We start from the raw sequence: 26,853 nt of genomic DNA on the forward strand, positions 1-26,853 counted from the left end.
TTTACGTTATGAATAAGCAAAGCGAACATTTTTTATTTGGCAACGAGACAGAGATTGAAGACTTAGGCAATGGCTTAAAGCGTCAAATGCTGGGGTTTAATCATGAACTTATGGCAGTAAAGGTATTTTTTGATAAAGGTGCAGAAGGGTATACCCATGCACATCGCCATTCTCAGGTGACGTATGTTGAAGAAGGTGAGTTTCATTTCAGCATTGGTGGTGAAATGAAGATTTTGAGGAAAGGGGATAGCTGTCTTATCCCACCTCACGTAGAGCATGGTGCAGTTTGCCCTACAGGCGGCATTCTAATAGATACTTTTAGCCCAGCTCGCGAAGATTTTGTGGGAGAATAATAATGAAAATTAATGGCTTGCGATGGTGGGTAATTGCCCTTATCGCGCTAGCAACCATAATTAACTACATCGATAGACAGGCACTCAGTGTGCTTTGGCCAGACATTGTTGAAGATCTATTTCCCGACGAATCTGCATTAGAGCGCAAACAAATTTATGCGAATATTTCTATTGTCTTCGTTTTCGCTTACGCCTTTGGGCAAGCTATTTTCGGAAAAATCTTCGATTGGATAGGTACCCGTATTGGGTTTGTATTATCAATAGGCGTGTGGTCTCTTGCTACCGTGCTTCACGCATTTGCACAAGGCTTTCTGAGTTTTGCTATTTTTCGCGCCATTCTTGGTGTAGCAGAAGCGGGTAACTGGCCAGGCGCAGCGAAAGGCAATGCCGAGTGGTTTCCAACTAAAGAGCGTGCGTTGGCACAGGGTATTTTTAATTCTGGCGCTGCGATAGGTGGAATAATTGCTATCCCAGCTATCGCTATGATGACCATTTACTTTAGTTGGCAGCTTATTTTTATTGTTGTGGGGTCTTTGGGCTTTTTGTGGCTGGTGCCGTGGCTTGTTCTTGTTAAAGCTCCGCCTGGCTCACACCCGTGGATAACTGATGAAGAAAAGCAGTACATACTCACTGGCCAGCGCATGGTTTCGAGTGATGACGCCGCTGATTGTGAGAGCGAATACAATCCCTCTACAAAGGAGCTACTGTCGAAAAAGCAAAGTTGGGGCGTAATTATCGCTTCCGCTGCTATCGACCCTATTTGGTGGCTATTTGTATTCTGGATCCCAATTTACCTTAACGAAGTGTATGGGATGGATGTTAAGTCTATTGGTCTGTATGGATGGGTTCCGTATGTTGGCGCCATGCTGGGCGCATGGTTCGGCGGCTTACTCGCGCAGAACCGCATAAAGGCAGGCTGGAATACCGATAAAACCCGAAAACTCGTTATCACGCTGGGTTGTGTGATTATGCTTCCTTCGCTACTGGCGATGGCAAATCCGGGGTCTGCAATTACAGCGGTGTTGATTATGGCTGTCATTTTATTTGGTTTTCAAACGGCTATCGGAAATGTTCAAACACTACCCAGCGACTTGCTGGGGAAAAAGTCGGTGGGAACCTTGTCTGGGTTTTCCGGAATGGCCGCGAAATTAGGCGCTGTGGGGTTAACTTCATTGGTACCCATGTTAACCGCCGATGGCAACTATACTCCTGCTTTTATTATTGGTGCATCGCTTGCCATTATTGCCGCTGCTGCGGTGTGGCTTCTCATTCCTAAAATCGAACCAATAAAGCAATAGTGTTTTTACTGTGGGCTCGATTTTATCAGCCCACAGTCTCTATGAATTACCAAACAAGGCGTACCAAATGAAAAAGCTAAGCTTTATGGGCGAATGCATGGTTGAACTGCGCTCAAATGAAGGCTCTGATACATCGCTACATCAATCGTTCGCAGGCGATGTGTACAATTCTGCCGTTTACTTAAAGCGATGTTTTTCTGATATACAGGTGGGGTTTGTTACTGTCGTCGGAAACGACACCTTTAGCTCTCGCATGAAGGACAACTTTGAAGTGGAAGGGCTAGATACCTCATTCGTGTTTTCAAATGAAAATCGCTCTGCAGGTCTTTATTTAATTGATACTGATGCTTCGGGAGAGCGCAGCTTTACCTATTGGCGATCACAATCTGCCGCTAAAACCATCATGTCATTCCTTAAACCAGAAGCGTTAAGCACATTGTCTGAAAACGATATGTTTATGTTCTCTGGTATTTCCATTGCCATTATCCCACGCGACGAACGGCCGTCGTTCTTCCGTTTTATTGAGGCGTTAAAAGAGAGTGGCGTAAAAATTGTGTTCGACCCTAACTATCGTGCACGACTTTGGGAAACACCTGATGAAGCAAGTAAGAACTTCAAGCAGGCACTTTCGCTTTGTGATGTAGCACTCGTTGGCGTGGAAGACATTATTGAGCTTTTTGATATTGAAAGTGCAAACGATGCCTTAGCCCTTTGCGAATCATTTGGCGTCAGTGAAATCGTTATCAAGAATGGACCTTTATCAGTGCTCACCGTGTTAGACGGTGAACGTTTGGAGCACGCTATTGTTCCAGTTGCCAACGTAGTCGATACCACATCGGCCGGCGATGCATTTAACGGTGTGTATTTAGGCAGCAGGCTTAATGATGTGCCTATTTCTCGTTCGGTTGAATTTGCAGCAAAAGCAGCAGGCACTGTGATTCAGCATCGCGGAGCCATCATCCCACGAGGAATCGTTGAAACGGCATTAGCTGAACAACGCTAAATAATTACTGAACAATTGACACTTATTTTTTGTTAGATGTAAGCGGTGGCACATCCATCACACTGTTTGCAGAACACCTTTCAGGTTAAGGCCTATTAACATTCAACAAATAGAGAGACCATTTTATGACACGCTTTTCTGAACTTATGTCAGGCCAAACCCTGTTGCCAATTATTCAGGCAGATTCCCCTGAACAAGGTGTGAATATTGCGAAAGCAATGTCGAAGGCAGGCTTAAACCTTGTAGAGGTTGTGCTTAGAACAGAGGCCTCACTTGAAGCGCTTAGCGCCATTAAGTCAGAAGTACCTTCACTCATTGTGGGGGCAGGCACAGTGATAAACGAAGAGGTATTATCTGCCGCTATTGAAGTGGGCAGTGACTTTATCGTTACGCCTGCGGTATCTAATTCACTGTTAAATGCGTTAGAGGCATGTCAGATACCGGTATTGCCTGGTGTGTCGAATACTGCAGACATACTAATGACGCTTGAAGCTGGTTTCACTGAACAAAAGCTTTTTCCAGCATCTCTATCAGGTGGTGCACCTTTTTTAAAAGCAGTGTCATCGGTATTTCGCGATGTTAAGTTTTGTCCTACAGGCGGCGTGAATCAATTGAACAAAACTGATTACCTTTCGCTACCTAACGTATTTGCAGTTGGTGGAACGTGGGTCGCGAAAAAAGAGTGGGTAAGCGAAGAAAACTGGGAAGCAATAACGCAGTCTTGCCAAGAGGCAAACGCATAATTTGTTGCTTAGAAGGGGCGTTTATCCGCCCTTTGTTCTCATTAACTAACCTACTTGTATGACCAAATTGTAGTTTGATACACTTTTTTTTCGATTTCTTGTTTTAATTTTGTTCAATCGCCAAAAGGCGATTATAATTAAGTTGTTGATAATAAATGCTAATGTTTTTGTTTTTCTTGCTTTAGAGCTTGAATTGAAATATTACCAATTGCGTGTATATTGACGCTATATAAAGTTAAGAATAGCAATTTAGTTCGACGGGTAGTCTGCAACGGCAGAAAAATAAATATACCGCCAGAGCTAGAGAAAGTTGCACAGTGGGCGCGTAATGCGCACTACGTTTAATTGAAAAGGTTTCGAACATGAAAAGTCGTCGAATGTTCTGGCAAATTGCAGAAAAAATAAAGGCGTTAATTGCATCAGGTCTTTACCCACCAGGAACGCGTTTACCCGCTGAGCGTGAGTTAGCTGAGACATTCGATGTAAGCCGTCCGACGATCCGAGAGGCTATCATTGCCCTTGAAGTGCTTCAGCATGTTGAAGTGAAGACGGGGTCTGGCGTTTACGTACTCGATAAGCCAAAAGACAAAGAAGACGCTACCACAGAACAAATAAGTGCATTCGAGCTGACTCAAGCAAGAGCACTTGTAGAAGGTGAAGCGGCTGCTTTAGCTGCATTGTCGATTACTGATGAAGAGCTTTCTGCCCTTGAGAAGACATTAGAAGCAATGAAAACCGGGGTAAACGCGGAAGAAGCTGACCGTGATTTTCATATCATTATCTCACGTGCCACGCGCAATAAAGCCATACTGTTGGCAGTAAATAAGTTCTGGTCGTTACGAGATTCACAGCCTCAAATCATTCAAGCTTACAGCACGGTTTGTAGTCAGTCTGACCAAGATAGACTGGAAGAGCACTATGAAATCTTCGAAAGCTTAAAGGCGAGAAATTCACAGGCCGCGAGAGCTGCTATGCATGCTCACTTCAATCGCTTAATCGACGCGCTGTTTGCGGCGAGCGAGGCGCAGGCGCTAGAAGAAGTGAGAAAGAAAAGCAGTCAAACTCGCGATCTTTATTCATTAAGCCATTTGCGTACTAACTAAGCCATTAGCGCGCAAAATGAGCCATTAGCACGCAAAGTGAGCCATCAGCGCACAAAATAAGCCATTAGCGTACTAACTAAGCCATTAGCGCACGAACAAAGCCATTACCGTACAAAATATGCTATTTGGGAACGGACTTCTCCGTTCCACCTCATATCGGTGGTTGCTAGCTACCATGTTCATTCTCAATTGAATAAAAGCTGGCAACTGCACGTTCTGCTCGATTTGCAGAATTGTTTACGTGATATACACCTACCTTGAAATACAGATATTGATCATCTTCATCATAACCACTATTCCCAATATTTAAAGAACGGGTGACGTCAGACTTTCCTTCTCTTGAAATCGTTGCGGTGAGCGTGTCACCTTCAACGTCAATAACGTAGGTAAAACGCTCATTAAGTGCTATGCCATCAGTGGGGTTGTTTGCATCACTGTCTCGCGAGCCGATCATTTCTACCCATATTTCTTCTTTCTCACCATTCGCTGTTGCCACTGCTCTGCGCTCGTGGGCAAAGTAAATAGCGCCTAAGTTATTACTAGGCAACTTGCGGTAGTACAGGCGTATTGGCTCGTCATCGTTAGCATGTATTTGACCTATGATCACGCGGCCTATTTGGAAATTCTCGCCTGTAGTGGTAACTTCGTTTACCGCCATCTCAACCCGTAAACGACCATTCACGCCGCCTGCAGCATCTTGATTTGCCTGAGAGGCGGAGGAGAGTACCCAGTTGTTTTTATTAACGCCTTGGGTCTTAATACTGGTATCGCCGCGTCGCAACATTTCACGTAACTCAACGCGAACATAATTGGTGTTTACAGAGGTTTTAAAACCGATTGTAGGAGAGCGCATCACTAACGCGCCATCGTTACCTACATAGAAATATTCGGAGTTGGTATACCCCTGCTGAAGCCTAGTTTCGCCTATGTTATCAGCCGTGCCTGAGTCATCATTGTCTGTTGGAATGCTTAAATACCAGTCTTGTAAATCGATACCCGCAGTTGAAGTAAGTGCAGATGAAATTTCACCGTCGCCTTCAGTGCAATTGAATAACTGAACCTCAACTATTGCGTTATGGTCATTAACAGAGTTTCCAAACGGGGTAACACGTATATAGCGAGACGTTACAAGCGCTGGTAATGAATAAAGCTCGAAACCCGCAAGCTGTGTATTTGAGTTGATATTTGATCGCTGTGTATCCCAGCTTTCACCATCTAGTGAGGTTTCAATAGAAAAGCGATAAGCGCGAGCTTCGCTGTCATACCACTTAATTTGAAGAGCACCTAGTTGTTGGTCGCTATCAAATGAAAGCACGAGCGCAGAATTAGTGCCTGTTGATTGCCAACGAGAGGCGTTAGAGGTATCGCCGTCGATAGCTTTAGATGCATTAAAAGGCGCTTTTTCTTCAGTCGCCGATGCGCTTAACCCTGTTAATGGTAACGCGCTACATGCTTCCGTCTCATTTGTTGGGGGAATGGGAGACGGTGTTGGCGCAGAGCTATCGTCTGGTAAAGGCGTTTGCGAGGTTGTGGACGATGAAGAAGAGCCACAGCCATTTAGCGAAGTAAGCGTTAGTAAAACAAGCAATAAGCGAAACATATACATTCCTTACTGGCGTTGAAGAAAAAAAGGGCCCATGTTCGGGCCCCAATTACTCACAGTGAAACCTTGGTTAATAGCGGAATTGCACGCCAGCGAAGACTCTTTGACCGTACACATTAATTTCTGCAAAGTTGTCTTGGGTTGGGCGATACTGGCGTCTGGGCTCATCAAAGATATTGATAGCCTCTAGACTAAACTTCCAATTCTTATTCAGGCGATAAGACACACGCGCCTCAAATACTTCCGTATCGTCTATGAATCGAATAGCGCCAGGCGTATTAACAAACTGCTGGAAGTAGTTGCTTCTGTATTTGTAGTTAATAGATGCGCTTAAGTCTTCCCATTGATAATAGAGCTGCGTAGAAATAACGTGCTCTGAAAAACCGAACAGGTTAGCTGGTGCAACAATGCCCGTACGCGAAATTAAATCACCCGAGCTAGGGTCGATAACTGTTGATTCGCCGAAGCTCTCATCTTGAAATTCAAAATTCGAGTCTGCGTAGTTGTAGCTAAGCTTTATACCAAAACCACTTAACCAGCTATCTAGGTATGAAAATGAGTGTGTAGCGGTAATTTCAGCACCATAGATAGTGCTGGTATCGTCGCTAGTTTGAGGCGCAGTAACGATGGTTTCTAATTCTTCACCATCAACTTCAAAAATTTCGGTTTGAGACGTGTTTGAGAAGCCACCTTCAAAGCTTTTGTAATACAAACCAAGCGCAAGAATAGTATCTTCGTTTGGATACCACTCAATAGCGGTGTCTACATTCCAAGATAGGAAAGGTTCAAGTACCGGGTTACCTACTGCCACTGCGCGCGCAAGCGCATCTGATATCTCGCCAGTGTCGCTGTCTTCGTCTAGGCCTAAGAAGTTTCTGCCAAAGCCTAGGTCTGATGGATCTGGGCGTGACAGGCCGCGATAAATAGCGCCGCGAAACATAACCTCATCCGAGAGGTCTACGATTAAATTGAAGCTTGGAAGTAACTCAGTGTAATCACCGCCGCCTTCTACTTGAATGAGTTCGTCAGTAATAGGGGCAATGCCTGTAATTAGGCCGTTTTCATCGCGTGTAGCCTGTAAGGGTCCTCGATATGACAGAGACGATACTTCTGTTCTTACAATGCGAAGACCAAAGTTGCCGCGTACACCATAATCATTTATGAAAGTGTCGTAGTCTGCCTGCAGATAGGCCGCGATGGTTTTCTCTTCAACGTCAACAGCTGCAATATCTTGTCTATCTGAATCATCAACCGTTGGGAAGGCGTTAGCGATTGTTAGCACCTCTCCCGCATCATTAGTCACTGTGCCTAGCAATGTCTCTGCTAAACAGATTGGATCGAACGTAGCGAAAGAGTTACCTGTTCCTGCGCTTATTACGTTACCTTCGCTATCAACGTTGGTGAAAAGCGGCGCACCTCCGGTTTCATCGTCAAAGAAGCCTGATTCAGGAAATGCGTTGTTTCGGCAAGCATCATTAGCCATAGCTGCCGCTTCATCACTGAATGTTACCTCTGTTCGGTTGTTGGTACCACTGCCACCAGGTACGCTGTCATATTCTAACTTAGATAATCTAACACCACCTTTTACACCAATGATAAATTCAGAGTCTGGTATGTAGTCGAAGTCAGCGCGTACCGCTGAAATCTTGTTATTTCTAAATTGGTTTAGATCTAGGCGTGTTCTTGCTTCATCAGCAAAAGCACCGTGGTAGTTAACGTCGAAGTCTTGAAGTGTCCATGTAGGTACAAGAGAACCGTTGGCAAATATCTGTGCTGCAGTTCTTACTTCACCGTTACCATCGGCTCCCAGTACATCATTACCGTAGATGTCTACATCTTCCGACTGCAGTCTGGTTTGAATAATATTTTCGCGTCGTTCAGTTTCAGAGGTAGATAGGTCAAGAGATATGCTTAGTCTATCGTTTACCGTATAGTCGAAACGTAAGCCTCCTCCAGTGTACTCTTCAAGGCGTTCTGCAAATTGGCTGTTTGTTTCAATGTTTTGCGTAGCTGTAAATTGTCTTAGTGCACCGTTAGAGGTAGCCACAAGGTCAAAGGGCAGTCTTTCTGACGCTGGTGTGGTATAGCCATCAATGTGGTTGACTTCGGCAAAGACGAGGTCGTTTCTTACTTCACTAAAGGTTCTATCTGAAAGCTGTACGTCGGCATTTACCTCTAGCTTGTTATTAGGGCGCCACTGGATAGCACCGAAGAATGATTCTCTATCATCGTCGGTAACGTTTTGTCTAAACGAGTTTTGCGAGCGAGAAAAGATAAACGGCTCCGAAGCATCAGGCGCTGCGCCGGTACCATCAGTAATTAAATTTAGCGCGCCGCCGTTATCTTCACAGTCTGTGCGGCTGCTGTTAATTCCGTCACCAAATGCCGGTGAAACTCTGCATGCATCCCAACTCGTTCCTGTTCGCGCTTCCTGTTCGGGGTTGGTCGTTACATTCTTTTGATAGCCTACAGATATACCTATGTCGCCGAATCGATCAGTTTCAAATTGGTCCACAAAGCTACTGGTAATACGCTGGCCAAAGTCGCGAATAGGGTCTTCTAAATCTGTATTGTCTGGATTCCAGTTACCTTTATATTCAAACTGAAAGCGGCGTTTACCGAAATCTAATGGTTTGATGGTATCTAAATGTATTTGACCTGAAACACCGCCTTCAATCAGCTCAGCAGACTGTGTTTTATAAATCGCAACTTTATTAAAAAGCTCTGATGGAAATTGAGAGAAGTTTACAGAGCGGTCACCACTGCCGTTCGCTGCTTCACGACCGTTCATTACCGTACTGCCTAGATAAGGGCCAAGGCCTCGAATTGAAATTTCCGTTGCACCGCCTTGCTCTCTGTGAGAAGACGCGCCAGTAAGGGTTTCTAATGCCTCACCAATAGACAAAGCAGGCAGGTCGCCAATGTCGTCAGCAGAGATACCATCAACAATTTCAGTTGATTCACGCTTTATTGAGATAGAGCTTTGAATAGTACCTCGAATACCTTTAACTTCGATAATTTCGGTTGTTTCTTCATCGGCAGCATCTGCTTCTTGCGCTGAAACTGGGGCGCTCATAAGCAGACCTGCAGAGCACGCAGCATAAACCAGAGCTGGGCTGAAGTATTTGGCGCGAATGGCGTGTACGAACGGATTTGGTTTTCTCTGATTTATCATCGTGGCTTCCATAATGCTGTGTCTTTTATTTTGTAGGGCTTTCAGCAATTTATTTGGTTATTAAATCTAACCAAAACGCATATCTGTTATTACCAATTTGTTTCATGGTGTAAAGCCAATGCTAAGGGTTTGTTTACGTATTGGCAACAAATTTACAAGAAAATAATTAAAATTGTCATTATTTCGCTTATCTATGAGACGGATAGCCAAAAGATGTAGATCGTGCTTTTATCTGCTAAAAGGCTATTAAATATATATAAATCAATCCATTAATGTTTTGGTGTTCAGTGGTTACTGGTTCTCGATGTCAAATAAATGTTATCAGTTTGTTTTTCTGGTGGTAATAATAAATTCTTTGTGGTTACATACCAATAACTATTTTGGTTGTATATATTGGTAAGGTTGGTTTTCTCTATTGGTAAGTTTTTGGCAGTGGGGTTTATCAGCATCAAAGAAAATAAGCAGCGAGAGTAATAATGAAAAAAATAAGTATTTTAACGCTTAGCGCCTTAAGCCTAGGGCTTGCGGGTTGCGGTGGTGATGATGGTGCTACAAACCAGCCTGGTGCCTTATCTCTTTCTGGAACGGCTAAGGAAGGAGAGACGTTAACTGCATCAGTCAGTGACCCTGACGGTATTGATCAAAACACAGTGGTGTTTACGTGGTTTGCAGATGGTACACCAATAGCAGATGCAACCGATGCGTCTTACACGCTTACGGTAAGTGAAGCTGGTACACGTATTCGTGTAGCGGTTACGTACGTCGACCTGGGCAACACGCGTGAAGGCTTTACTACAGAAGAAACCGAGGTAGTAGAAGCGCTGCCTGTTAACTTTGAGGGTGTTATTACCGTTTCAGGCTCTACAACGGTAGGGCAAACGTTAACGGCAGACATAACAGACGATAATGGTTTGTCTGGCACCGTAACTTACAGCTGGGCCTCAGACGGCGCTGTTATCGAAGGAGCAGTATCTAATTCGCTTGAACTTGTTGAGGCTTACGAAGGAACTGCCATTACGGCTATGGCTTCATATGTTGACGATAGTGGATTTGACGAATCAATTACCTCTGAGCCTACTGAAGCTATTGCACCAGTACCGGCTGATAATGAAACTGGCTCGCTTGATGACCCAATTACTGGTGAGCTAACAGTAGGTGCCACGCTTACTGCACCTACCCCTGTTGATGCCAATGGCGTTTCAGGTGAAATTAGTTACCAGTGGCAATCGCGTAACGTTGGCGAAGATTTGTCTGCAGCGGTCAATATCGATGGTGCAACAGAAGCAACATTAGTCGTAACAGACGCTGACTTAGGCAAAGTGCTTTCAGTTAACCTATCTTACACCGATGATGCGAACTATGAAGAAAACCTGTCGAAAAGTGCAGATGACCAGATATTTACGTTTTATGTGCAAGGTGAAGTGTCGCTCACTGCAGCGCTAGCTAACGCGCAAGAAGGCGATTCAATTGGTATCGCGGATGTATTAAATACAAGTGATACTGCAGATGATTATGAAGACATGGCGGAGCTTTCTATCGCACAAAATAATATTCTTATTAAACGGGTAGCAGAAACTAACGCAGTCATTTCAGGCACTACGTGTATTGCATTCAGTTCGTCAGTTAGCGGCGTAGTATTAGACGGTCTTGTGTTTGAAGAGTTAGTGATACCCGTTGCGGGGAGCTGCGGTGAAGGTCGTGGTTCAATTGACCTAAACGGCTCTGGCAACACTATTAAAAACTCTAGTTTCTTGAGCGACTCAGGTGCTACGCGACCTAATTTAGGTTCAAGTGACGAGTCTCACTACATTACGGTTAGTGGTACCGACAATATTATTGAACGTAACCTATTTACTGGTAAAAGCGTTAACGAAGCTGAAGAAGGTTCTGCGATTAGCATGTTCCTAGGTGTCGGTGACACGCCTAACTCATTGGGCGATCATCAGCGTAACATTGTTCAATACAATCTGTTCAAAGACTTCCTACCTACCACTATTGACGGTGATGGAGAATTTGATACGGACTCTGGTAGCCACGCTGTTCAAGTTGGTCGCTCTGGTAGTGGCGATGGCGCGGGTCGCGGCGAACATGTGGTTCAATATAACCGTTTCGATCGCGTACTTGTGGATCGTGGTCTTATTATTGTTCAAGGTGGCGGTAATAGTATTCATGCCAACACGATTGTAAATTCTTGGGGGAATGTCGAGTTGCGAAATGGCTATGGTAATACCGTGTCGCAAAATATCATTATCTCAAGCGGAGAACCTTATACGGCAACCGTTGGCGGAGTAGAAGGTACTAATAATAAAGACGGTGGTATTGCTTTCACGCCTTTAGGCCATGCAATTACCGACAACTTTGTTGCTAACATCATTACTAATTCTTCAGACCGCGCAGCACTGCATATCGATTCTGATTATATCGACAGCGGTAACTCATCTACGCAAACACTGATTGATGCAGGCCTTGATTTAAATACGGTTATTGCTCGTAACACGATATTAAATACAACTAACGCCATTCAGTTTGAAGATGATTCTTCTCGCGACGGCGCAGAAAACTGTACTAATCTTGATTACACCTTGGACTTCGACAGTAACCTTATTGCTAATCAAAGCGCAGACAACAACATCTTCGGCACGGCTTCTGGTGCTGGTGCTACAGCGATTAAGCAAGATGAATATCCTGCTCATGGTTGTGCATTAGATAACGATTCTGACTATGATAATAACCATATTTATGCTCAAACCGTTGCTGATTTAACACCGATAATGCCAAAGCGCGATAACACATCTTTGGTTGATGGTGTTGATGGCAACATATTGGCTGACAATTCAGAAGACGGTGCAAGCTTGAGTGAACCCACTGCGAATAAGTTAGTGGAAGGTACGGGTAGCGATGCCGGTATTGGTGCAGCGCTGGACGACCTTATCTTTATTGAAGAAAATATGGTTGGGCCTTATTCAACGTGGGAAGCACCGGCTCAGAGTAACTAAAAAAATCAACTAAACAAATTAACTAGGCAAAGCAGTTTGGTATATCAGTTAAGCGAGTATTGAAGCTGTAGCCTTTTCGCCAACAAGTATTTTTGTCGGTAAGATAAACAAAAATGCCCCAATAAAGGGGGCATTTTTTATGTATTCACAATCGCAGTGAATAACAAAGGCTTTTCTAGTTCTCTTCTGGTGTACTTTCTGTCACCGTAAGTTCAGTAAAGGTTACTCGCGTGTAGTCACCATTTTTTTCATCTTCTTCCCAATTACCCGTGCCTAAACAGGCCGGATACCAGAATGCGGGGGCGTCTTTTGTGCTGCACTGGTTATAGGCGCCAGCTTTGAAGTAGTTCCAATCAAGGGTATAACCGTAGGGATGATCGTATTTATCTACCTGTCCATACGCATCAACGGCATTGGCAAGGTTAATGGAATACTCAATGGTTTCATGATTTTCTGACTCGAACCTAAGGTGCATGATATCGCCATGAACGTTCACGGTGTAGCTGAACGTCTCATCAAGCTTAATGCCTTGAGCGCCAGGGTCGGTACTGTCAGTCCACAGGTTACCCCAAACAGGATAGGCAATGTCTTTGCGTTTTGGGTCGCTTTTAGGAAGGTTTCGCTCATAGGTCCAAAATACCGAGCCGGTTTCGTGTTCAGGCCATTTTTTAAAATATATTTTTAGCGGTTCATTGCCCCAGCCAAAGCCTTTTACTTTCTTTTTCCATTTAGTTGCGTGAATTTGGCCTACAACCACAGAATATGCTGGTGGTTTCTCGGGATACTTAGCTCTTAGCGCTACATGATTCACTTTCAATGTGGCCTGCATTTTTCCACCCACACGGGCAAAGCGTCGCGCTATGGGGTTACTGGCAACGGTAAAGCTATTTTCTGCTGACTGTGTTTTAACTGACTTATTGTTGCCACGCAGCATGTGGCGCAGTTCGCTTCGCGTATTTGTAGAGTTCTTTGTAGTTAATGCTTTGTTAGGGCTGGTGAACACCAATCCACCTTCGTTATTCAAATAGAAAAACGAAGGATGCGTAAAAGATTGAAGGTCTTCAACAGAAATGTTGTCAGCTTTTCCATCGTTGTTACCGTCTGCAGGTAACGATAAATACCACTCACTTAAATCATACTGTTGTGCAGGCAGCGCGAGGTCTTCCGCCCATACTGGACTTGTGGTTGCTAATGCAGTGGCGAGTACACTAGAGAATGTACTAGAGATAACAAGCCAGCGCTTTTGGATTGGCAAAATTGCTTTCATAAACAGGCCTTATTATGTAATTAATGCAGTATACGTAGGGCTGCGGTCGCATAGCATAGGTTAATGTTTCCGCAACTTCATAGTAACAATATCGCCATTGGTTTACCAATTAGTTTAATTTGGTTTTACATTTTTTAGTTATTGGTAAGGTTTGTGGTGGGTTCGCTGTAGATTTAGATCAAGGGGTAATAAAAAAGCCAGATAGCAATGCTAACTGGCTTTTAAAAAAACGATGGTTAACAACAATGTTGTGTTAACAGTCCACAATAAAGACTTTTCAATGAGCCTTTTTTATTGACCTTTGATTTCGCTACGGCCTTTGTAAGTTGCAGCGTCACCAAGAGCTTCTTCAATGCGAAGTAATTGGTTGTACTTAGCAACGCGGTCAGAACGGCATAGTGAACCCGTCTTGATTTGGCCCGCTGCTGTACCTACTGCTAGGTCGGCAATAGTGGCGTCTTCAGTTTCACCAGAACGGTGAGAGATAACTGCCGTAAAGCCCGCATCTTTTGCCATTTTAATAGCGTTAAGGGTTTCAGTTAGTGAACCGATTTGGTTGAACTTGATAAGGATTGAGTTACCAATACCGTTATCAATACCGCGCTTAAGAATTTTAGTGTTAGTTACAAACAAGTCGTCACCAACTAGCTGTACTTTGTCGCCAATCTTCTTAGTTAGGCTTGCCCAGCCGTCCCAGTCGCTTTCGTCCAGGCCGTCTTCAATAGATACAATTGGGTATTGTGAAGAAAGGTCAGCAAGGTAATCGCCAAACGCTTCTGAATCGAAGCTCTTGTCTTCACCAGATAGTACGTATTTGCCTTCTTTATAGAATTCAGACGCCGCGCAGTCTAGTGCAAGGGTGATGTCTTCATTCATTTTGTAGCCAGCGTTTTCAACGGCTTCTACGATTACAGCAAGCGCTTCAGCGTTTGAACTTAGGTTAGGCGCAAAACCACCTTCGTCACCAACTGCTGTATTAAGACCTTTAGCAGACAGTACTTTCTTAAGAGCGTGGAAGATTTCTGCACCCATACGTAGCGCTTCTTTGAAGCTCTTCGCGCCAACTGGCTGTACCATGAACTCTTGAATGTCTACGTTGTTGTCAGCGTGTTCACCACCGTTGATGATGTTCATCATTGGTACTGGCATAGAGAATTGACCAGATGTACCGTTTAGGTCTGCAATGTGCTCGTAAAGTGCTACGCCTTTCTCTGCTGCCGCTGCTTTCGCTACTGCAAGTGAAACCGCTAGGATTGCGTTCGCGCCAAGGGTTTCTTTGTTTTCAGTGCCATCAAGGTCAATCATGATGCCGTCGATATCAGCTTGCGCTAGTGCATCTTTACCGATAAGTGCTGGCGCGATGGTATCGTTAACTGCTGCAACTGCCTTTGTTACACCTTTACCTAGGTAACGAGACTTGTCGCCGTCGCGTAGCTCTAGTGCTTCGCGGCTACCAGTAGATGCACCAGAAGGTGCTGCAGCTCGGCCCATTACGCCTGATTCTAAGTAAACATCTGCTTCTACGGTAGGGTTTCCGCGTGAATCTAAGATTTCGCGTCCGATAATGCGACTAATTTTCGCCATGTTTTTTCCTCAACAATTGAATGGGGCGCAACGGGAGAGAGCGCCCTTTTATTAGAAATTAGTGATTTTCTTTCTGGTATTTTCCTGCCGCAGCAACGAAACCAGTGAATAATGGGTGTCCATCCCGAGGAGTTGATGTGAACTCAGGGTGGAATTGGCCCGCAATGAACCAAGGATGATCAGGGATTTCTACTACTTCTACAAGTCGCTTGTCAGTGGACAAACCACTTACCTTTAATCCAGCTGCTTCGATTTGGTCGCGTAGGTTATTGTTCACTTCATAACGGTGACGGTGACGCTCATAAATCTCTGTGCTGCCATACATCTCATGCACTTTTGTGCCGTCAATAAGGTGGCAAAGCTGGCTGCCTAAGCGCATAGTACCACCAAGATCTGAGTTTTCAGTGCGAGTTTCAGTTGTACCAGCTGCGTCTAACCACTCAGTGATTAGGCCCACAACAGGATAAGGCGTTTCAGGGTCGAACTCTGTGCTGTTCGCATTTTCCATACCTGCAACATTGCGCGCGTACTCGATAAGCGCTACCTGCATACCTAAGCAAATGCCAAGGTAAGGGACTTTGTTTTCACGGGCATAACGAGCAGCAGCAATTTTACCTTCTATACCGCGTTCGCCAAAGCCGCCAGGCACCAAGATAGCATCTAGTTTTTCTAGAATTTGGGTACCTTTGCTTTCCACGTCTTGCGAGTCGATGTGGTGAATATTCACGGTCAGACGATTTTTAAGGCCAGCGTGCTTAAGCGCTTCGTTTACAGACTTATAAGCGTCAGGTAGCTCAACATACTTGCCTACCATACCAATATTAACTTCAGCAGTAGGGTTAGACTCAGCGTAAAGTACTTGTTCCCATTCAGATAAGTCGGCTTCTTCACACTCAAGACCGAAACGGTCAACTACCAGCTGATCCATGCCTTGTGCTTTAAGTGCAGCAGGAATGCGGTAAATGCTGTCTACGTCTTTCAAAGAAATAACGGCTTTGTCGGCAACGTTTGTGAATAGGGCGATTTTCGAGCGCTCACTGGCCGGCAGTGCACCTACCGAACGACAAACTAGAATATCTGGCTGAATACCAATCGAGCGAAGCTCTTTTACCGAATGCTGCGTAGGCTTAGTTTTTACTTCACCTGATGCTGGCATATAAGGTACAAGCGTTAGGTGCATGAACATAGCGCGTTCACGGCCTACTTCGGTACCAAGCTGACGAATAGCTTCTAAGAAAGGTTGTGACTCGATATCACCAACCGTTCCACCTACTTCAACAATAGCTACATCATGACCTTCAGCACCTTCAATTACGCGGCGCTTAATTTCATTGGTGATATGAGGAATAACCTGAATGGTTGCGCCAAGGTAATCACCGCGACGCTCGCGCTTTAACACTTCTTCATATACACGGCCGGTAGTGAAGTTGTTGCGCTTAGTCATGCGGGTGCGAATAAAACGCTCATAGTGACCAAGATCAAGGTCGGTCTCAGCGCCGTCATCGGTAACAAATACTTCACCATGCTGGATAGGGCTCATAGTGCCCGGGTCGACATTGATGTAAGGGTCGAGTTTTAACATGGTTACGGTGAGACCGCGAGCTTCCAGAATTGCGGCTAACGATGCTGCAGCAATACCTTTACCTAGCGATGAAACTACACCACCGGTGACGAAAATATAATTTGTCATGCGAAACCTAGAACGTTTGGGTTGTATGGTAAATATAGGCTGAGTTTAGAACAAAACCAGCTACACTTTGGACGGGGCGATAGTATACGCAAATTCATGTGGGCAGACAATCAATTTGCCCACATGATGCGCAATTTATACGCGCTTAAGCTTGGTTTAAGATTGGCTCAGGCGCTTAAGTGTGTAGATAAGGTCTAGCGCTTGGCGCGGTGATAACTCATCGGGTGATAAGTTTTCAAGGGCTTCTACAACCGGGTGCGGCTTATCAGGGAATAGCATTTCAGCTTGGCCTTTAGTATTTGATGTGACTTTAACTGATGCGCTTGTTTTATTTACACCTTTTACCGAGCTCTTCGCTACAAAAGACTCATCGTTGGCTTTCTCTGATCCGTCTTCCGTGCTGGTCATAAGGTGTGATGATTCCAACACCGCGAGTTTTTGTTGCGCTGCTTTTATTACCGCCTTCGGTACGCCTGCAAGTTGGGCAACCTGTAAACCAAAGCTTTTGCTCGCCGCACCTTCTGATACGGTATGCATGAAGCGTATGGTATCTTCAAACTCCATCGCGTCTAAGTGCACATTCACTACGCCGCTTTGCGTTTCTGGAAGTTCAGTAAGTTCGAAATAATGAGTGGCAAAAAGCGTATAAGCATTTAGCTGTTTTGCCAAATAACTCGCGCATGCCCACGCCAGAGACAATCCATCATAGGTACTGGTACCACGGCCTATTTCATCCATTAATACCAGAGAGTTTTCTGTGGCATTGTTTAGAATGTTCGCCGTTTCTGTCATCTCAACCATAAAGGTAGAACGACCTGAGGCTAAGTCATCTGATGCGCCTATACGGGTAAAGATGCGATCAAGCTTTCCTATGTGGGCATTTTCTGCAGGTACAAAACTGCCAATACAGGCCAACAGGGCAATCAGCGCGGTTTGGCGCATATAGGTTGATTTACCGCCCATGTTCGGGCCAGTAATAATCAGCATGCGGCGCTCGGTATCTAGCTGAAGCGGGTTGGCAATGAAGGGGTCTTTCATCACGTTCTCAACCACAGGGTGGCGACCGGCATCATAAGTAAGCGCACATTCTTGACTCAAATGAGGTCGATACCAATCAAGGGAGACTGCGCGTTCGGCAAAACAGCACAGCACGTCTAATTTGGCTAGCGCCGCGGCGGTTTCAATTAAGTTGTTTAAGTGCGGCGCAAAGTTGTCAAACAGAGCTTCATAAAGCTGCTTTTCAAGAGCAAGCGCAGCGCCCTGACTGCTTAGCACTTTATCTTCGTGCTCTTTAAGTTCTGGCGTTATATAACGTTCAGTGTTTTTAAGGGTTTGTCTTCGAATATATTCAGCAGGCGCTAATGCACTGTTCGCCCGGCTAATTTCAATAAAGAACCCGTGAACTTTGTTATAGCCCACTTTTAGCGTAGAAATGCCGGTGCGCTCGCGCTCACGCTGTTCCATAGCGTCTAAGTAGTCGGTAGCTCCTTGCGATAGCTTGCGCAATTCATCAAGTTCGGCGTTGTAGCCCTCGGCAATTACGCCGCCATCGCGTATTACCATTGGTGGGTTATCGATAATGGCATCATTTAACAGGGCTTGAAGTTCAGGGTAAGTGCCAATGGTTTCGCTAATACTTCGGATTTGCCCTGTGTCGAACCGAGCTAGAGCATCTTGTAAGTCAGGCAGGGCGTTAAAGGCATTTTTTAGGCGAGCGAAGTCGCGTGGCCGCGCTGAACGAAGGGCTAAGCGCGCCATAATACGTTCTATATCACCAATGTGCTTTAACGCGGTGCGAATATCTTCAGGGTCATCATTAATAAACGTTTCAACAGCATCTAAGCGGCTGTGCAGTTCATGCTGGTCGGTTAAAGGCGAGTGAATAACACGCTGTAGCATACGACTACCCATGGCCGTAGTGGTGGTATCCATCACGCTGAACAGCGTATTTTCCTGTCCGCCCGACAAATTATGGGTAAGTTCTAGGTTTCTGCGGGTGGCAGCATCAAGCTGCACGCGGCTGTCTTGCTGTTCGGTCTGAATGCGGCGAATGTGAGGCAGAGCAGTGCGCTGGGTATCCTTTACATATTGTAAAACGCAGCCCGCTGCGCCTAAGCCTTTAGTGACGCCTTTTATTCCAAAGCCATCTAATGTTTTGGTTTCAAACTGCGCGTTTAGTTGCTCTGTGGCGGTATCAATGTCGAATTCCCATTCAGGACGGCGTCTAAGTCCTTTGCGGTTTTCAACTAATGCTAGGCTTTCAAATCCTTCAGGATAGAGCAGTTCAGCTGGATTAATGCGCTGAATTTCAGCAAGTAGGCTTTCATCGCTGTCACATTCAAACACAACAAAACGACCGCTCGTAACATCTAGGGTTGCCAGGCCATAGTGCATACTGTGACCACAAACGGCGGCCAAGATATTATCGCGACGTTCTTCTAACAGCGCTTCGTCGGTGACTGTACCGGGCGTAACAATACGTTGTACCGCGCGCTCAACAGGGCCTTTACTAGTGGCTGGGTCGCCTACCTGTTCGCAAATGGCTACTGACTCGCCCATTTTCACTAAGCGTGACAGGTAGCTTTCCACCGCGTGATAAGGCACACCTGCCATCGGAATGGGTTCACCACCAGATTTTCCTCTGGCTGTTAATGAAATATCCAGTAATTCAGCAGCTTTTTTGGCATCGTCGTAAAACAACTCATAAAAGTCGCCCATGCGATAAAACAGTAAAATATTCGGATGCTGCGCCTTAATAGTCAGGTATTGGCGCATCATAGGAGTATGTGATTCCAAAAAATGCCTCTGCGAATTTGTTGCTGGGTTTAATGCCTGTTGAGGGGAATAAATGATAAACTCACGCCCACTAAGATCAAGCGAAGATCTGATAAAGCACAACAGGTGTAATTAGGTATATCCAAATGAGCACAACATTTTCAACTGATTCGACAGCAAACGCCACCCCTTTAACACTTGATAGCGCATTATCTGCGCAAGTCCATGTGTTGGGTGACGCACTCAGGAACAAAGGTTGGACCGTATCGAGCGCCGAGTCGTGTACGGGCGGAGGAGTTGCTTTTGCTTTTACCAGTGTGGCTGGCAGCTCTGATTGGTTTAACCAATCCTGGGTGACGTACTCTAATGACGCAAAGCAAAGCATACTGGGCGTAACAGAGCAGACGCTAAAAGAGTACGGCGCGGTGTCGAAGCAAACGGTAATTGAAATGGCAGAGGGCGTGCGCCGTAATAGCGGAGCGCAACTTGTTGTAACGGTGAGTGGCATTGCCGGTCCTGGCGGTGGTAGCAAAGAAAAACCAGTGGGCACGGTATGGTTTGGCTTTTTATGTGGAGAACACGAAGCGCAAATTAAACAGGTGTTTAGCGGCAATCGCGACGAAGTACGTCAACACGCTATTAGCTTTGCGATTACTCACTTAGTTAAAATGTTGAGTGAAAATTAAAAACACTGGTTGAAACTGTATGCTTGTACAGTATAGAATGTGATCATTATTTGGTAATTTCATACAAGATATGGAAAACACCAATACAGAATTTAACCGCAAATCCTAGAGGATACATACGTGGACGATAACAAATCAAAAGCTTTAACCGCCGCAGTTGGCCAAATTGAAAAGCAATTTGGTAAAGGCGCAATCATGCGCTTAGGCGATAACCAAGCCATGGATATTGAAGCGATTTCTACTGGCTCACTTACCATTGATATCGCTCTAGGTATAGGCGGTTTGCCATGTGGACGTGTTGTTGAAATCTACGGGCCAGAATCATCAGGTAAAACCACGCTAACGCTTCAAGTTATTGCTGAAGCGCAGCGCAAGGGTAAAACCTGTGCCTTCGTTGATGCTGAACACGCACTAGACCCGGTATATGCTGAAAAACTAGGCGTAAACATCGACGAACTATTGGTATCTCAGCCTGATACTGGTGAGCAAGCGCTAGAAATTTGCGACATGCTTGTACGTTCAGGTGCGGTAGATGTTGTTATTGTTGACTCGGTAGCGGCGCTTACACCTAAAGCTGAAATTGAAGGTGACATGGGTGATTCTCACGTTGGTCTTCAGGCGCGTCTAATGTCGCAAGCGTTGCGTAAGCTTACTGCAAACATCAAGCGTTCAAATACACTGTGTATCTTCATTAACCAAATTCGTATGAAGATTGGTGTTATGTTTGGTAACCCAGAAACTACAACCGGTGGTAACGCGCTTAAGTTCTACTCTTCTGTTCGTCTAGACATTCGCCGTATTGGTGCAGTGAAAGAAGGCGACGAGGTAGTTGGTAACGAAACTCGCGTTAAGGTAGTGAAGAACAAAGTTGCACCTCCGTTTAAACAAGCTGAATTTATGATCCGCTACGGCGAAGGTATCAGCAAAGAAGCTGAGCTTATCGACCTTGGTGTTAAGCAAAAGCTAGTTGATAAAGCGGGTGCTTGGTATAGCTACAAGGGCGACCGCATTGGTCAAGGTAAAGCGAACGTAATGAAGTTCTTGAAAGAGAACCCTGAGATCGCAAACGAGATTGAAACCAAGATCCGCCAAGAACTTTTGCTTTCTAAGACAATGAAAGCAGAGGAAGCGGTACCTCAGCAAGAAGACGATGTGCTTCCTGAGTAAAATTAGCGCTTAACCGTATATTAAGAACCCACCGCTAGGTGGGTTTTTTTATGGCTTCATCAAAGGGTATATTAAGAAATATTTACTAACACTTAATGCAAGGCTGAAACTTGTACAACAAATAAAAACAAGGAATGCTGTAATAAATATTTGTAAGTACAGACTACTAGGGTGCAATGGCCATTACTGCCAAAGCTGGTTAGTACGCTAAAACAATTTTAAACAAATAGAACGGCATAATTTGCGGCTACAGCAAAGCAAGCCTACAACAATAATGAACGGTGCTACTGTTCACACGTGAGAAGAGGGAAGGGAAATGATTGAAATATCAGGCCTTGCTAAGCGTTTTGAGGTGGAGAACCCAAAAAAGCTTAGCGAACAGGAAAAAAAGGACCCGCGATTAAAAGGGCGCTATTTCCAGTCGGTAAGGGATGTGTCGTTTACGTGCGAAAAAGGACAGGTACTTGGGCTGTTAGGGCCAAATGGAGCTGGCAAAACAACTACACTTCGCATGCTTTCTACAGCACTAAAGCCTGATAGCGGAAAAGTTATCATTGGTGGTGAGGATGTGCTTTCTAACCCTAATATTGCCCGTAAAAAAATTGGCTTTTTATCTAGCTCAACGGGCCTTTATGGTCGTTTGAGTGGCCGAGAGAATATTAGCTACTTCGGTGAGTTGCACGGTATTCCAAAAAATGTGATTAACGCGCGTATTGAAGAGTTGGCTGATTTACTCGATATGCAAACCTTCCTTGATAGACGTGCCGAGAATTTCTCATCAGGGATGAAGCAAAAAGTTTCTATTGCTCGCGCCGTTATACACGAGCCTGAACTAGTGGTGCTTGATGAACCCACAACCGGCCTTGATATTATGGCAACGAGTACCGTGATGGAATTTATTCAGCGCCTTAAAGATAAAGGTACCCCGGTTATTTTCTCTACTCACCACCTTGATGAGGTGCAAACCCTTTGCGACAAGGTGACCGTGATTAACCAAGGTGAAACGGTATTTAACGATTCGCTAGCCGCCTTTAGCGCTTTGTCTGGTAATGACGGGGCTGGCGGGCAAATGCATAAGAGCTTCCTAAAAACACTATCATTGGATTCTGAGGAGATGGGTAATGTGGTTAATCTTTAAAAAGGAATTCAAAGAACTATTACGGGATAAGAAAACCATCATATTCATGATTGGTCTACCGCTTTTATTATTCCCAGCTATTTTCGGTGTCGCGTTCTTTTTCATGAGTTCAGCGGCGGATAAAGCGGAAAATAAAATACTGAAATACGCGATAGTTGGTGAAGCTTACGCGCCAGCAATTGTACAGTCTTTTAACGACGCATCAGATAAATTCGAACCGGTTGCGATTGGCGATGAGACTGACTACGCCAAACTCATCAAAAACGAAACGGTGGATTTTGTTTTGGTTATTCCCGAAACCTTTGATAGCAACGTTTTGCGTTCAGGTCAGCATAACATTGAGCTTTATCTCAACGATGCTGGCTTAAATAAGGTGGTGGGGCGCGTATCCGACATCATTGATGAATATACCGATGCATTCCAACAAACCGCTTTTGCGCAGCTTAATCTAGATGAAACTCAGCAAGAGGCCTTGCTAAAGCCAATCAAGATAGAAAAGCAAAATGTCGCCGACGATCGCGAAGTGTGGGGTGAACGCTTAGGCGGTATGCTGCCATATTTCATCTTCATCTTGTGCCTTCAAGGCGCTATGGCCCCAGCGGCTGACTTAGGTGCCGGTGAGAAAGAGCGGGGTACATTAGAAACACTACTTATATCGCCCATGGACCGTCATAAGCTGGTACTGGGTAAATTCTTTACTATCGCTACTGCGGGGATAATTACTGCGCTTATTACCGTTTCTTCCATGGCTATATGGGGACTGGTGTTATCGCAAGGCATGGCCGTTGAGTTTGTGGTTAAGATCATGTCGATGATTGGTCTTGTGGACTTCCTGCTGATCTTTCTAATGTTGGTGCCAGTGGTGGCAGTTTTCGCCGCTATTCTACTATCACTTTCAATTTATGCTCGCTCGTTTAAAGAGGCGCAAAGCTACATGGGGTCGTTAATTATGGTGGTTATTTTCCCTGTAATTATAGCCATGATGCCTGGTGTAGAGCTTAAAGGCGGCTGGGTTTGGGTACCGCTGACTAACGTTGCCCTAGCGATGAAAGAGCTGTTCAAAGGTACCATGGACTACTTTGCACTCTTTGGCATATTTACGTCTACCGCAGTGATTGCAACCGGACTGATTTTCTTCTGTATCCATTGGTTTAATAAAGAAAAGGTTCTGTTTAGATAACAAAACTACTTATCTAGCATTCTTGTAACAAGCCCGCTAAACGCGGGCTTATTCTTTATTGAAGCAAGGCTTTTTTATGTGGTGGACAAAATTGATACTCGAAGTGAAGGTTCAATACACTTTAGTTTTGTGTTTACTACACTTCAAAGTCGATACGCTTGATAATTCCCTCCCAACCAGGAGGGATTTTTCCTTGAAGGACATAAGAATAGGCCAGCAACTCGGCAATTACATAATACAGCGATTCAGGGATATCTTGCCCCACATCAAGGGTAGCAAGGACTTCGCTTAAGTAAGGGTCTTCATGAATTAATATCCCGGTTTCTTCAGCCATGGCTATAATGGCTTCCGCCAAATCTCCGTAGCCTTTTGCTACCACTTTAGGTGCGTTTTTCTTATCGCCGCCGTCATATTTTAGTCCGATGGCGCGTTTTGTCTTTTGGGAATCAGTCATAAACGCTTTACCTAAACCCTAGTTTCAAAGATTTGATGAGGACGCGAATTTAATGTGTCCGGAATGTGGCCTCGCTGGTAGCTGGTGTTTTCAACAACCAGGCCGAGCGAAGTAAGACGTTTTTGCAAATAGGGTAGGGTATCGCCAATGCGCCTAAGTACTTCATCGTTGGATGCATATAAGTCTAACGTAATGGTGCTTTTATCAATTTTTGATTTTGCCAAAACTTGTCCGCTGCCACCAATGTCCAGCTTCATCGTGATATTCCAAAGAGAACGTTGGCCTGCTTGTGCGTGCTTATTGTTCTGGCCACCCAGCTCTCGTTTTATCAAGAGTTCTGGTGGACTTTGATGTTGTGAAAGTGATGGCAATATATAATAGAAACTATCTTGCCCTTGAATACGGCTATCTACATTAGCAATTTTGTTTTGCTGGTGGCTACTTAGTAGCGTTTTAAGTTGAGAAAGCAGCTGTTGTCTGCCGTCTAACTGGTTCATGTCTTGGCTAACGCGACTTGGTTGAGTCGTTACCCCCATATTCGCTAACGTTTTTGAAACGATAGAGTCAGGCGCATCTATTTGCGTTTTTAGGCCAGGCTGACGCTGCATGGCACGCCCCGCTAGTGCTAATTGAACTAAGGCGACCAGCCCTTGAACGAAGCTGGAAGCGTTTACGGGTGAGGATAAGTTTATTGGTGTGGTAACCAGCGCCTGTGAGGATATAAGCTGCTGCAAGCGTTGCGACAATCCTTGCTCGTTCATATCGGGCGTTAGTTTTTTCGCGCCGTTTTTTAAATCGCCGACAGCGCCTACGTTCTCGCTAGCTACGCTCTCGTTTGATTTTGAACCCGCTATAGTGACGTGACTATCTGAAACCACTGGTGGTATCTCTGCGCCTTTACCTTGTGTAGCCGCAAGTTGAGCAGCGATGTTGCTCAGTAAGCTATTTGATAAGCCTTTTGCCTGTGAGCTTAACGCTTGTGCGATAGAGGCAAGTGATACAAGAGAAGATTTACTCCCACCGTCTTTTCCTTGCATGCCATTATTCTCTGCTGAAGCGGTTTCTTTCCCTTCCGTCAATATAGCTTTTGCTGTTGCTAGCAGTTGTTCGCTGGAAGGCTTAGGCGGTCCGATAAACGCTCCATTAGATATTTTGACTTGCGAAGGCTTCGCGTTGAGTGCATCAAGGCCTTTTAGGTGCTGCAAAATTTTATCGAAATGCTGGGCTCCATGTGTTTGAGGAGCGCCGCTACTGGGCGGTAACTTTCCATTCTCAACAATAGCAACGAGTTGGCTTAATGCTTGGCTGGTACTGCCTGTTTGGCTCAGTAATACCCGAGAAAGTGTACTAATTGCGTTGTGTACATCCGTTCCTTTAAGCGATGTGGGAGCCGCTGCTTTTAGGTTTGTAATGGATGAAGAGGCTTCGAGCGAGCTATTTCCCGTGACGGCATCGAGCCCTTTCGCCGTCACTTTTGGTAATTGTGTAAGGTCAAGTTTATTTACCTGCTCCAGATTCAAAGTTGGAGCTGAAAGGGAAGGGGCCTTGCTCTGCGGCAAACTTATTTGTAATAACGCGCTTTGTTGCGCAGTGCGAATTGAGAGTTTGCTACCCGTTAAGGTTAACGCTGAGAGCACTTTTAACGCGCTGGTGTCTGCACCTGAACTTTGTAACAGCGCGTTAAGTTGTGGCGGGTTACTCAAGTTATGCTCAACAGCAACGCCGCCTTGCTTAAGAGCGCTGGAAATTAGCTGTTGCTGTAAGTTGGTACTTACATCTTTATGGGTGATAGTGGCGAAATTGTTGTGGTTGGCTCTTGGGGCAGCGCTTCCATTGGAAAAACCTTGAGAGATTTGCAGCGCGATTCCACCGTTGCTAGCTCGGCTTAGTCCTATAACGCCCTGCTGGCCGACCAGCTTTTGAAGCGCTGCTTTCGCCGTGCTATCCAGCTTTTCAGTGTTTATGTCTGTAAGGGGAACACCCTCGTTTTTAGCCGTGGTGAGAATGAGTTGCCCAAAGTTTTCGCTCTTTGTAGAAATAGACAGCTGACCCTTAAGCGTAACGGCGGCGTTATTTGCAGCAAGCGCTTGTGCCACGGCTTTCAGTAATTCAGCTTTATCAGGCGCAGACAATGACGCGCCTTGTTGAGACAAACTTGTAGAAAAGAGTATTGCAGACTGAGCGCTTAACTGACTCTGCGGAGCATTTTGAACACTTTTCGTTTCTGGGTTTGAGACCTGGTCTGAAGTTCGGGGCAGAAGAGCAATTTGCGCATTATGAATAGCGTGTTTGGAGAGTTTAGCGCTAACTTCTGCGGGTAAGACAACGTGCAATACTTGGGCGACCGACGGCGCTAAATTTGACGATGCATTACTCGATGTCATCGTTATCGATAGCACTCGTTCAGGCAAGCGTTCAACTATCACTTTCGCTGCATTGTCTAAAGCGGTAGCCTGCGAAAGCGCAGCGTTGGCAATCACAGGCGTTGCTCCTCGACTCGATCCTTGAGTAGGGGCATCTGTAGACGATAAAGCGGCCGAGACAGGCGACGTCGGGCCAGTTGTTTGATTTAGAGCGGCTGCCAATAGAGATGATAGTGGTGTTGTCATAATTGAGATATCGGCAATGTCGCGCTTTT

The 26,853-nt window shown here is 45.2% G+C and carries 18 protein-coding genes; 10 read left to right on the top strand and 8 right to left on the bottom strand.

Going from position 1 to position 26,853, the window contains the following annotated elements; all coding sequences use genetic code 11:
- Positions 1 to 8 precede the first annotated feature (8 nt).
- From MASE_RS04100 to MASE_RS04120, 5 genes are all read left to right on the top strand, one after another.
- Positions 9 to 353 (top strand): cupin domain-containing protein, encoded by a 345-nt coding sequence (locus tag MASE_RS04100; RefSeq protein WP_014948493.1) that lies wholly within the window; start codon positions 9 to 11, stop codon positions 351 to 353.
- A 2-nt stretch (positions 354 to 355) separates the two neighbouring features.
- Complete coding sequence (locus MASE_RS04105; protein ID WP_014948494.1) at positions 356 to 1,651, top strand: MFS transporter; 1,296 nt, start codon at positions 356 to 358, stop codon at positions 1,649 to 1,651.
- Positions 1,652 to 1,718: 67 nt separating this feature from the next.
- The gene (locus MASE_RS04110; RefSeq protein ID WP_014948495.1) at positions 1,719 to 2,654 is read left to right on the top strand and encodes a sugar kinase; all 936 of its coding nucleotides are present in this window, start codon (positions 1,719 to 1,721) and stop codon (positions 2,652 to 2,654) included.
- Positions 2,655 to 2,779: 125 nt separating this feature from the next.
- Complete coding sequence (eda, locus tag MASE_RS04115) at positions 2,780 to 3,397, top strand: bifunctional 4-hydroxy-2-oxoglutarate aldolase/2-dehydro-3-deoxy-phosphogluconate aldolase (protein WP_014948496.1); 618 nt, start codon at positions 2,780 to 2,782, stop codon at positions 3,395 to 3,397.
- 362 nt (positions 3,398 to 3,759) lie between these two features.
- Positions 3,760 to 4,500: a FadR/GntR family transcriptional regulator gene (locus tag MASE_RS04120; RefSeq protein WP_014948497.1), complete on the top strand. Its 741-nt coding sequence runs from the start codon at positions 3,760 to 3,762 to the stop codon at positions 4,498 to 4,500.
- A gap of 166 nt (positions 4,501 to 4,666) precedes the next feature.
- On the opposite strand, the gene MASE_RS04125 is transcribed toward MASE_RS04120, so the two are convergent.
- Both MASE_RS04125 and MASE_RS04130 read right to left on the bottom strand, forming a co-directional pair.
- On the bottom strand, positions 4,667 to 6,100 hold the full coding sequence (locus tag MASE_RS04125) for a polysaccharide lyase family 7 protein (RefSeq protein ID WP_014948498.1): 1,434 nt from the start codon (positions 6,098 to 6,100) through the stop codon (positions 4,667 to 4,669).
- Between the two features lie 73 nt (positions 6,101 to 6,173).
- Positions 6,174 to 9,278, bottom strand: a complete 3,105-nt coding sequence (locus tag MASE_RS04130) for a TonB-dependent receptor (protein WP_014948499.1) — start codon at positions 9,276 to 9,278, stop codon at positions 6,174 to 6,176.
- A 476-nt stretch (positions 9,279 to 9,754) separates the two neighbouring features.
- Between MASE_RS04130 and MASE_RS04135 the strand changes: the two genes are divergently transcribed.
- Entirely contained in the window at positions 9,755 to 12,274 is a 2,520-nt protein-coding gene (locus MASE_RS04135; protein WP_014948500.1) for a poly(beta-D-mannuronate) lyase, read from the top strand.
- Between the two features lie 175 nt (positions 12,275 to 12,449).
- Here MASE_RS04135 and MASE_RS04140 read toward each other — a convergent pair whose 3' ends face one another.
- The 4 genes from MASE_RS04140 to mutS all read right to left on the bottom strand — a co-directional run bounded on the left by MASE_RS04140 (position 12,450) and on the right by mutS (position 19,593).
- Positions 12,450 to 13,541 (bottom strand): polysaccharide lyase family 7 protein, encoded by a 1,092-nt coding sequence (locus MASE_RS04140; RefSeq protein WP_014948501.1) that lies wholly within the window; start codon positions 13,539 to 13,541, stop codon positions 12,450 to 12,452.
- Positions 13,542 to 13,832: 291 nt separating this feature from the next.
- Entirely contained in the window at positions 13,833 to 15,125 is a 1,293-nt protein-coding gene (gene eno, locus MASE_RS04145; protein WP_014948502.1) for a phosphopyruvate hydratase, read from the bottom strand.
- A 58-nt stretch (positions 15,126 to 15,183) separates the two neighbouring features.
- Positions 15,184 to 16,815 carry a CTP synthase gene (locus MASE_RS04150; RefSeq protein ID WP_014948503.1) on the bottom strand — a complete coding sequence of 544 codons (1,632 nt, stop codon included), beginning with the start codon at positions 16,813 to 16,815 and terminating at the stop codon, positions 15,184 to 15,186.
- A 156-nt stretch (positions 16,816 to 16,971) separates the two neighbouring features.
- Entirely contained in the window at positions 16,972 to 19,593 is a 2,622-nt protein-coding gene (mutS, locus tag MASE_RS04155; protein WP_014948504.1) for a DNA mismatch repair protein MutS, read from the bottom strand.
- Between the two features lie 143 nt (positions 19,594 to 19,736).
- Between mutS and MASE_RS04160 the strand changes: the two genes are divergently transcribed.
- The 4 genes from MASE_RS04160 (at position 19,737) to MASE_RS04175 (ending at position 23,761) form a co-directional block, all read left to right on the top strand.
- Positions 19,737 to 20,276, top strand: a complete 540-nt coding sequence (locus MASE_RS04160; protein ID WP_014948505.1) for a CinA family protein — start codon at positions 19,737 to 19,739, stop codon at positions 20,274 to 20,276.
- A gap of 120 nt (positions 20,277 to 20,396) precedes the next feature.
- Positions 20,397 to 21,443 carry a recombinase RecA gene (gene recA / locus MASE_RS04165; RefSeq protein WP_014948506.1) on the top strand — a complete coding sequence of 349 codons (1,047 nt, stop codon included), beginning with the start codon at positions 20,397 to 20,399 and terminating at the stop codon, positions 21,441 to 21,443.
- 316 nt (positions 21,444 to 21,759) lie between these two features.
- Positions 21,760 to 22,581 carry an ABC transporter ATP-binding protein gene (locus tag MASE_RS04170; protein WP_014948507.1) on the top strand — a complete coding sequence of 274 codons (822 nt, stop codon included), beginning with the start codon at positions 21,760 to 21,762 and terminating at the stop codon, positions 22,579 to 22,581.
- On the top strand, positions 22,565 to 23,761 hold the full coding sequence (locus MASE_RS04175) for an ABC transporter permease (RefSeq protein WP_014948508.1): 1,197 nt from the start codon (positions 22,565 to 22,567) through the stop codon (positions 23,759 to 23,761). The genes MASE_RS04170 and MASE_RS04175 overlap by 17 nt, the downstream gene beginning before the upstream one ends.
- Before the next feature lie 136 nt (positions 23,762 to 23,897).
- On the opposite strand, the gene MASE_RS04180 is transcribed toward MASE_RS04175, so the two are convergent.
- A complete protein-coding gene (locus MASE_RS04180; RefSeq protein WP_014948509.1) occupies positions 23,898 to 24,215 on the bottom strand; it encodes an EscU/YscU/HrcU family type III secretion system export apparatus switch protein in 318 nt (105 codons plus the stop codon).
- Positions 24,216 to 24,226: 11 nt separating this feature from the next.
- Positions 24,227 to 26,824 (bottom strand): flagellar hook-length control protein FliK, encoded by a 2,598-nt coding sequence (locus MASE_RS04185; protein ID WP_187289706.1) that lies wholly within the window; start codon positions 26,822 to 26,824, stop codon positions 24,227 to 24,229.
- Positions 26,825 to 26,853: the final 29 nt, after the last annotated feature.

Source organism: Alteromonas macleodii ATCC 27126, assembly GCF_000172635.2.
GTDB lineage: Bacteria > Pseudomonadota > Gammaproteobacteria > Enterobacterales > Alteromonadaceae > Alteromonas > Alteromonas macleodii.

Coding starts and splice junctions, on each gene's coding strand:
- MASE_RS04110 (WP_014948495.1), top strand. CDS start 1,719: ATGAAAAAGCTAAGCTTTATGGGCGAATGCATGGTTGAACTGCGCTCA.
- mutS (WP_014948504.1), bottom strand. CDS start 19,593: ATGATGCGCCAATACCTGACTATTAAGGCGCAGCATCCGAATATTTTA.
- MASE_RS04140 (WP_014948501.1), bottom strand. CDS start 13,541: ATGAAAGCAATTTTGCCAATCCAAAAGCGCTGGCTTGTTATCTCTAGT.
- MASE_RS04125 (WP_014948498.1), bottom strand. CDS start 6,100: ATGTTTCGCTTATTGCTTGTTTTACTAACGCTTACTTCGCTAAATGGC.
- eno (WP_014948502.1), bottom strand. CDS start 15,125: ATGGCGAAAATTAGTCGCATTATCGGACGCGAAATCTTAGATTCACGC.
- MASE_RS04100 (WP_014948493.1), top strand. CDS start 9: ATGAATAAGCAAAGCGAACATTTTTTATTTGGCAACGAGACAGAGATT.
- MASE_RS04185 (WP_187289706.1), bottom strand. CDS start 26,824: ATGACAACACCACTATCATCTCTATTGGCAGCCGCTCTAAATCAAACA.
- MASE_RS04135 (WP_014948500.1), top strand. CDS start 9,755: ATGAAAAAAATAAGTATTTTAACGCTTAGCGCCTTAAGCCTAGGGCTT.
- MASE_RS04180 (WP_014948509.1), bottom strand. CDS start 24,215: ATGACTGATTCCCAAAAGACAAAACGCGCCATCGGACTAAAATATGAC.
- eda (WP_014948496.1), top strand. CDS start 2,780: ATGACACGCTTTTCTGAACTTATGTCAGGCCAAACCCTGTTGCCAATT.
- MASE_RS04175 (WP_014948508.1), top strand. CDS start 22,565: ATGTGGTTAATCTTTAAAAAGGAATTCAAAGAACTATTACGGGATAAG.
- MASE_RS04130 (WP_014948499.1), bottom strand. CDS start 9,278: ATGATAAATCAGAGAAAACCAAATCCGTTCGTACACGCCATTCGCGCC.
- MASE_RS04120 (WP_014948497.1), top strand. CDS start 3,760: ATGAAAAGTCGTCGAATGTTCTGGCAAATTGCAGAAAAAATAAAGGCG.
- MASE_RS04105 (WP_014948494.1), top strand. CDS start 356: ATGAAAATTAATGGCTTGCGATGGTGGGTAATTGCCCTTATCGCGCTA.
- MASE_RS04160 (WP_014948505.1), top strand. CDS start 19,737: ATGAGCACAACATTTTCAACTGATTCGACAGCAAACGCCACCCCTTTA.
- MASE_RS04170 (WP_014948507.1), top strand. CDS start 21,760: ATGATTGAAATATCAGGCCTTGCTAAGCGTTTTGAGGTGGAGAACCCA.
- MASE_RS04150 (WP_014948503.1), bottom strand. CDS start 16,815: ATGACAAATTATATTTTCGTCACCGGTGGTGTAGTTTCATCGCTAGGT.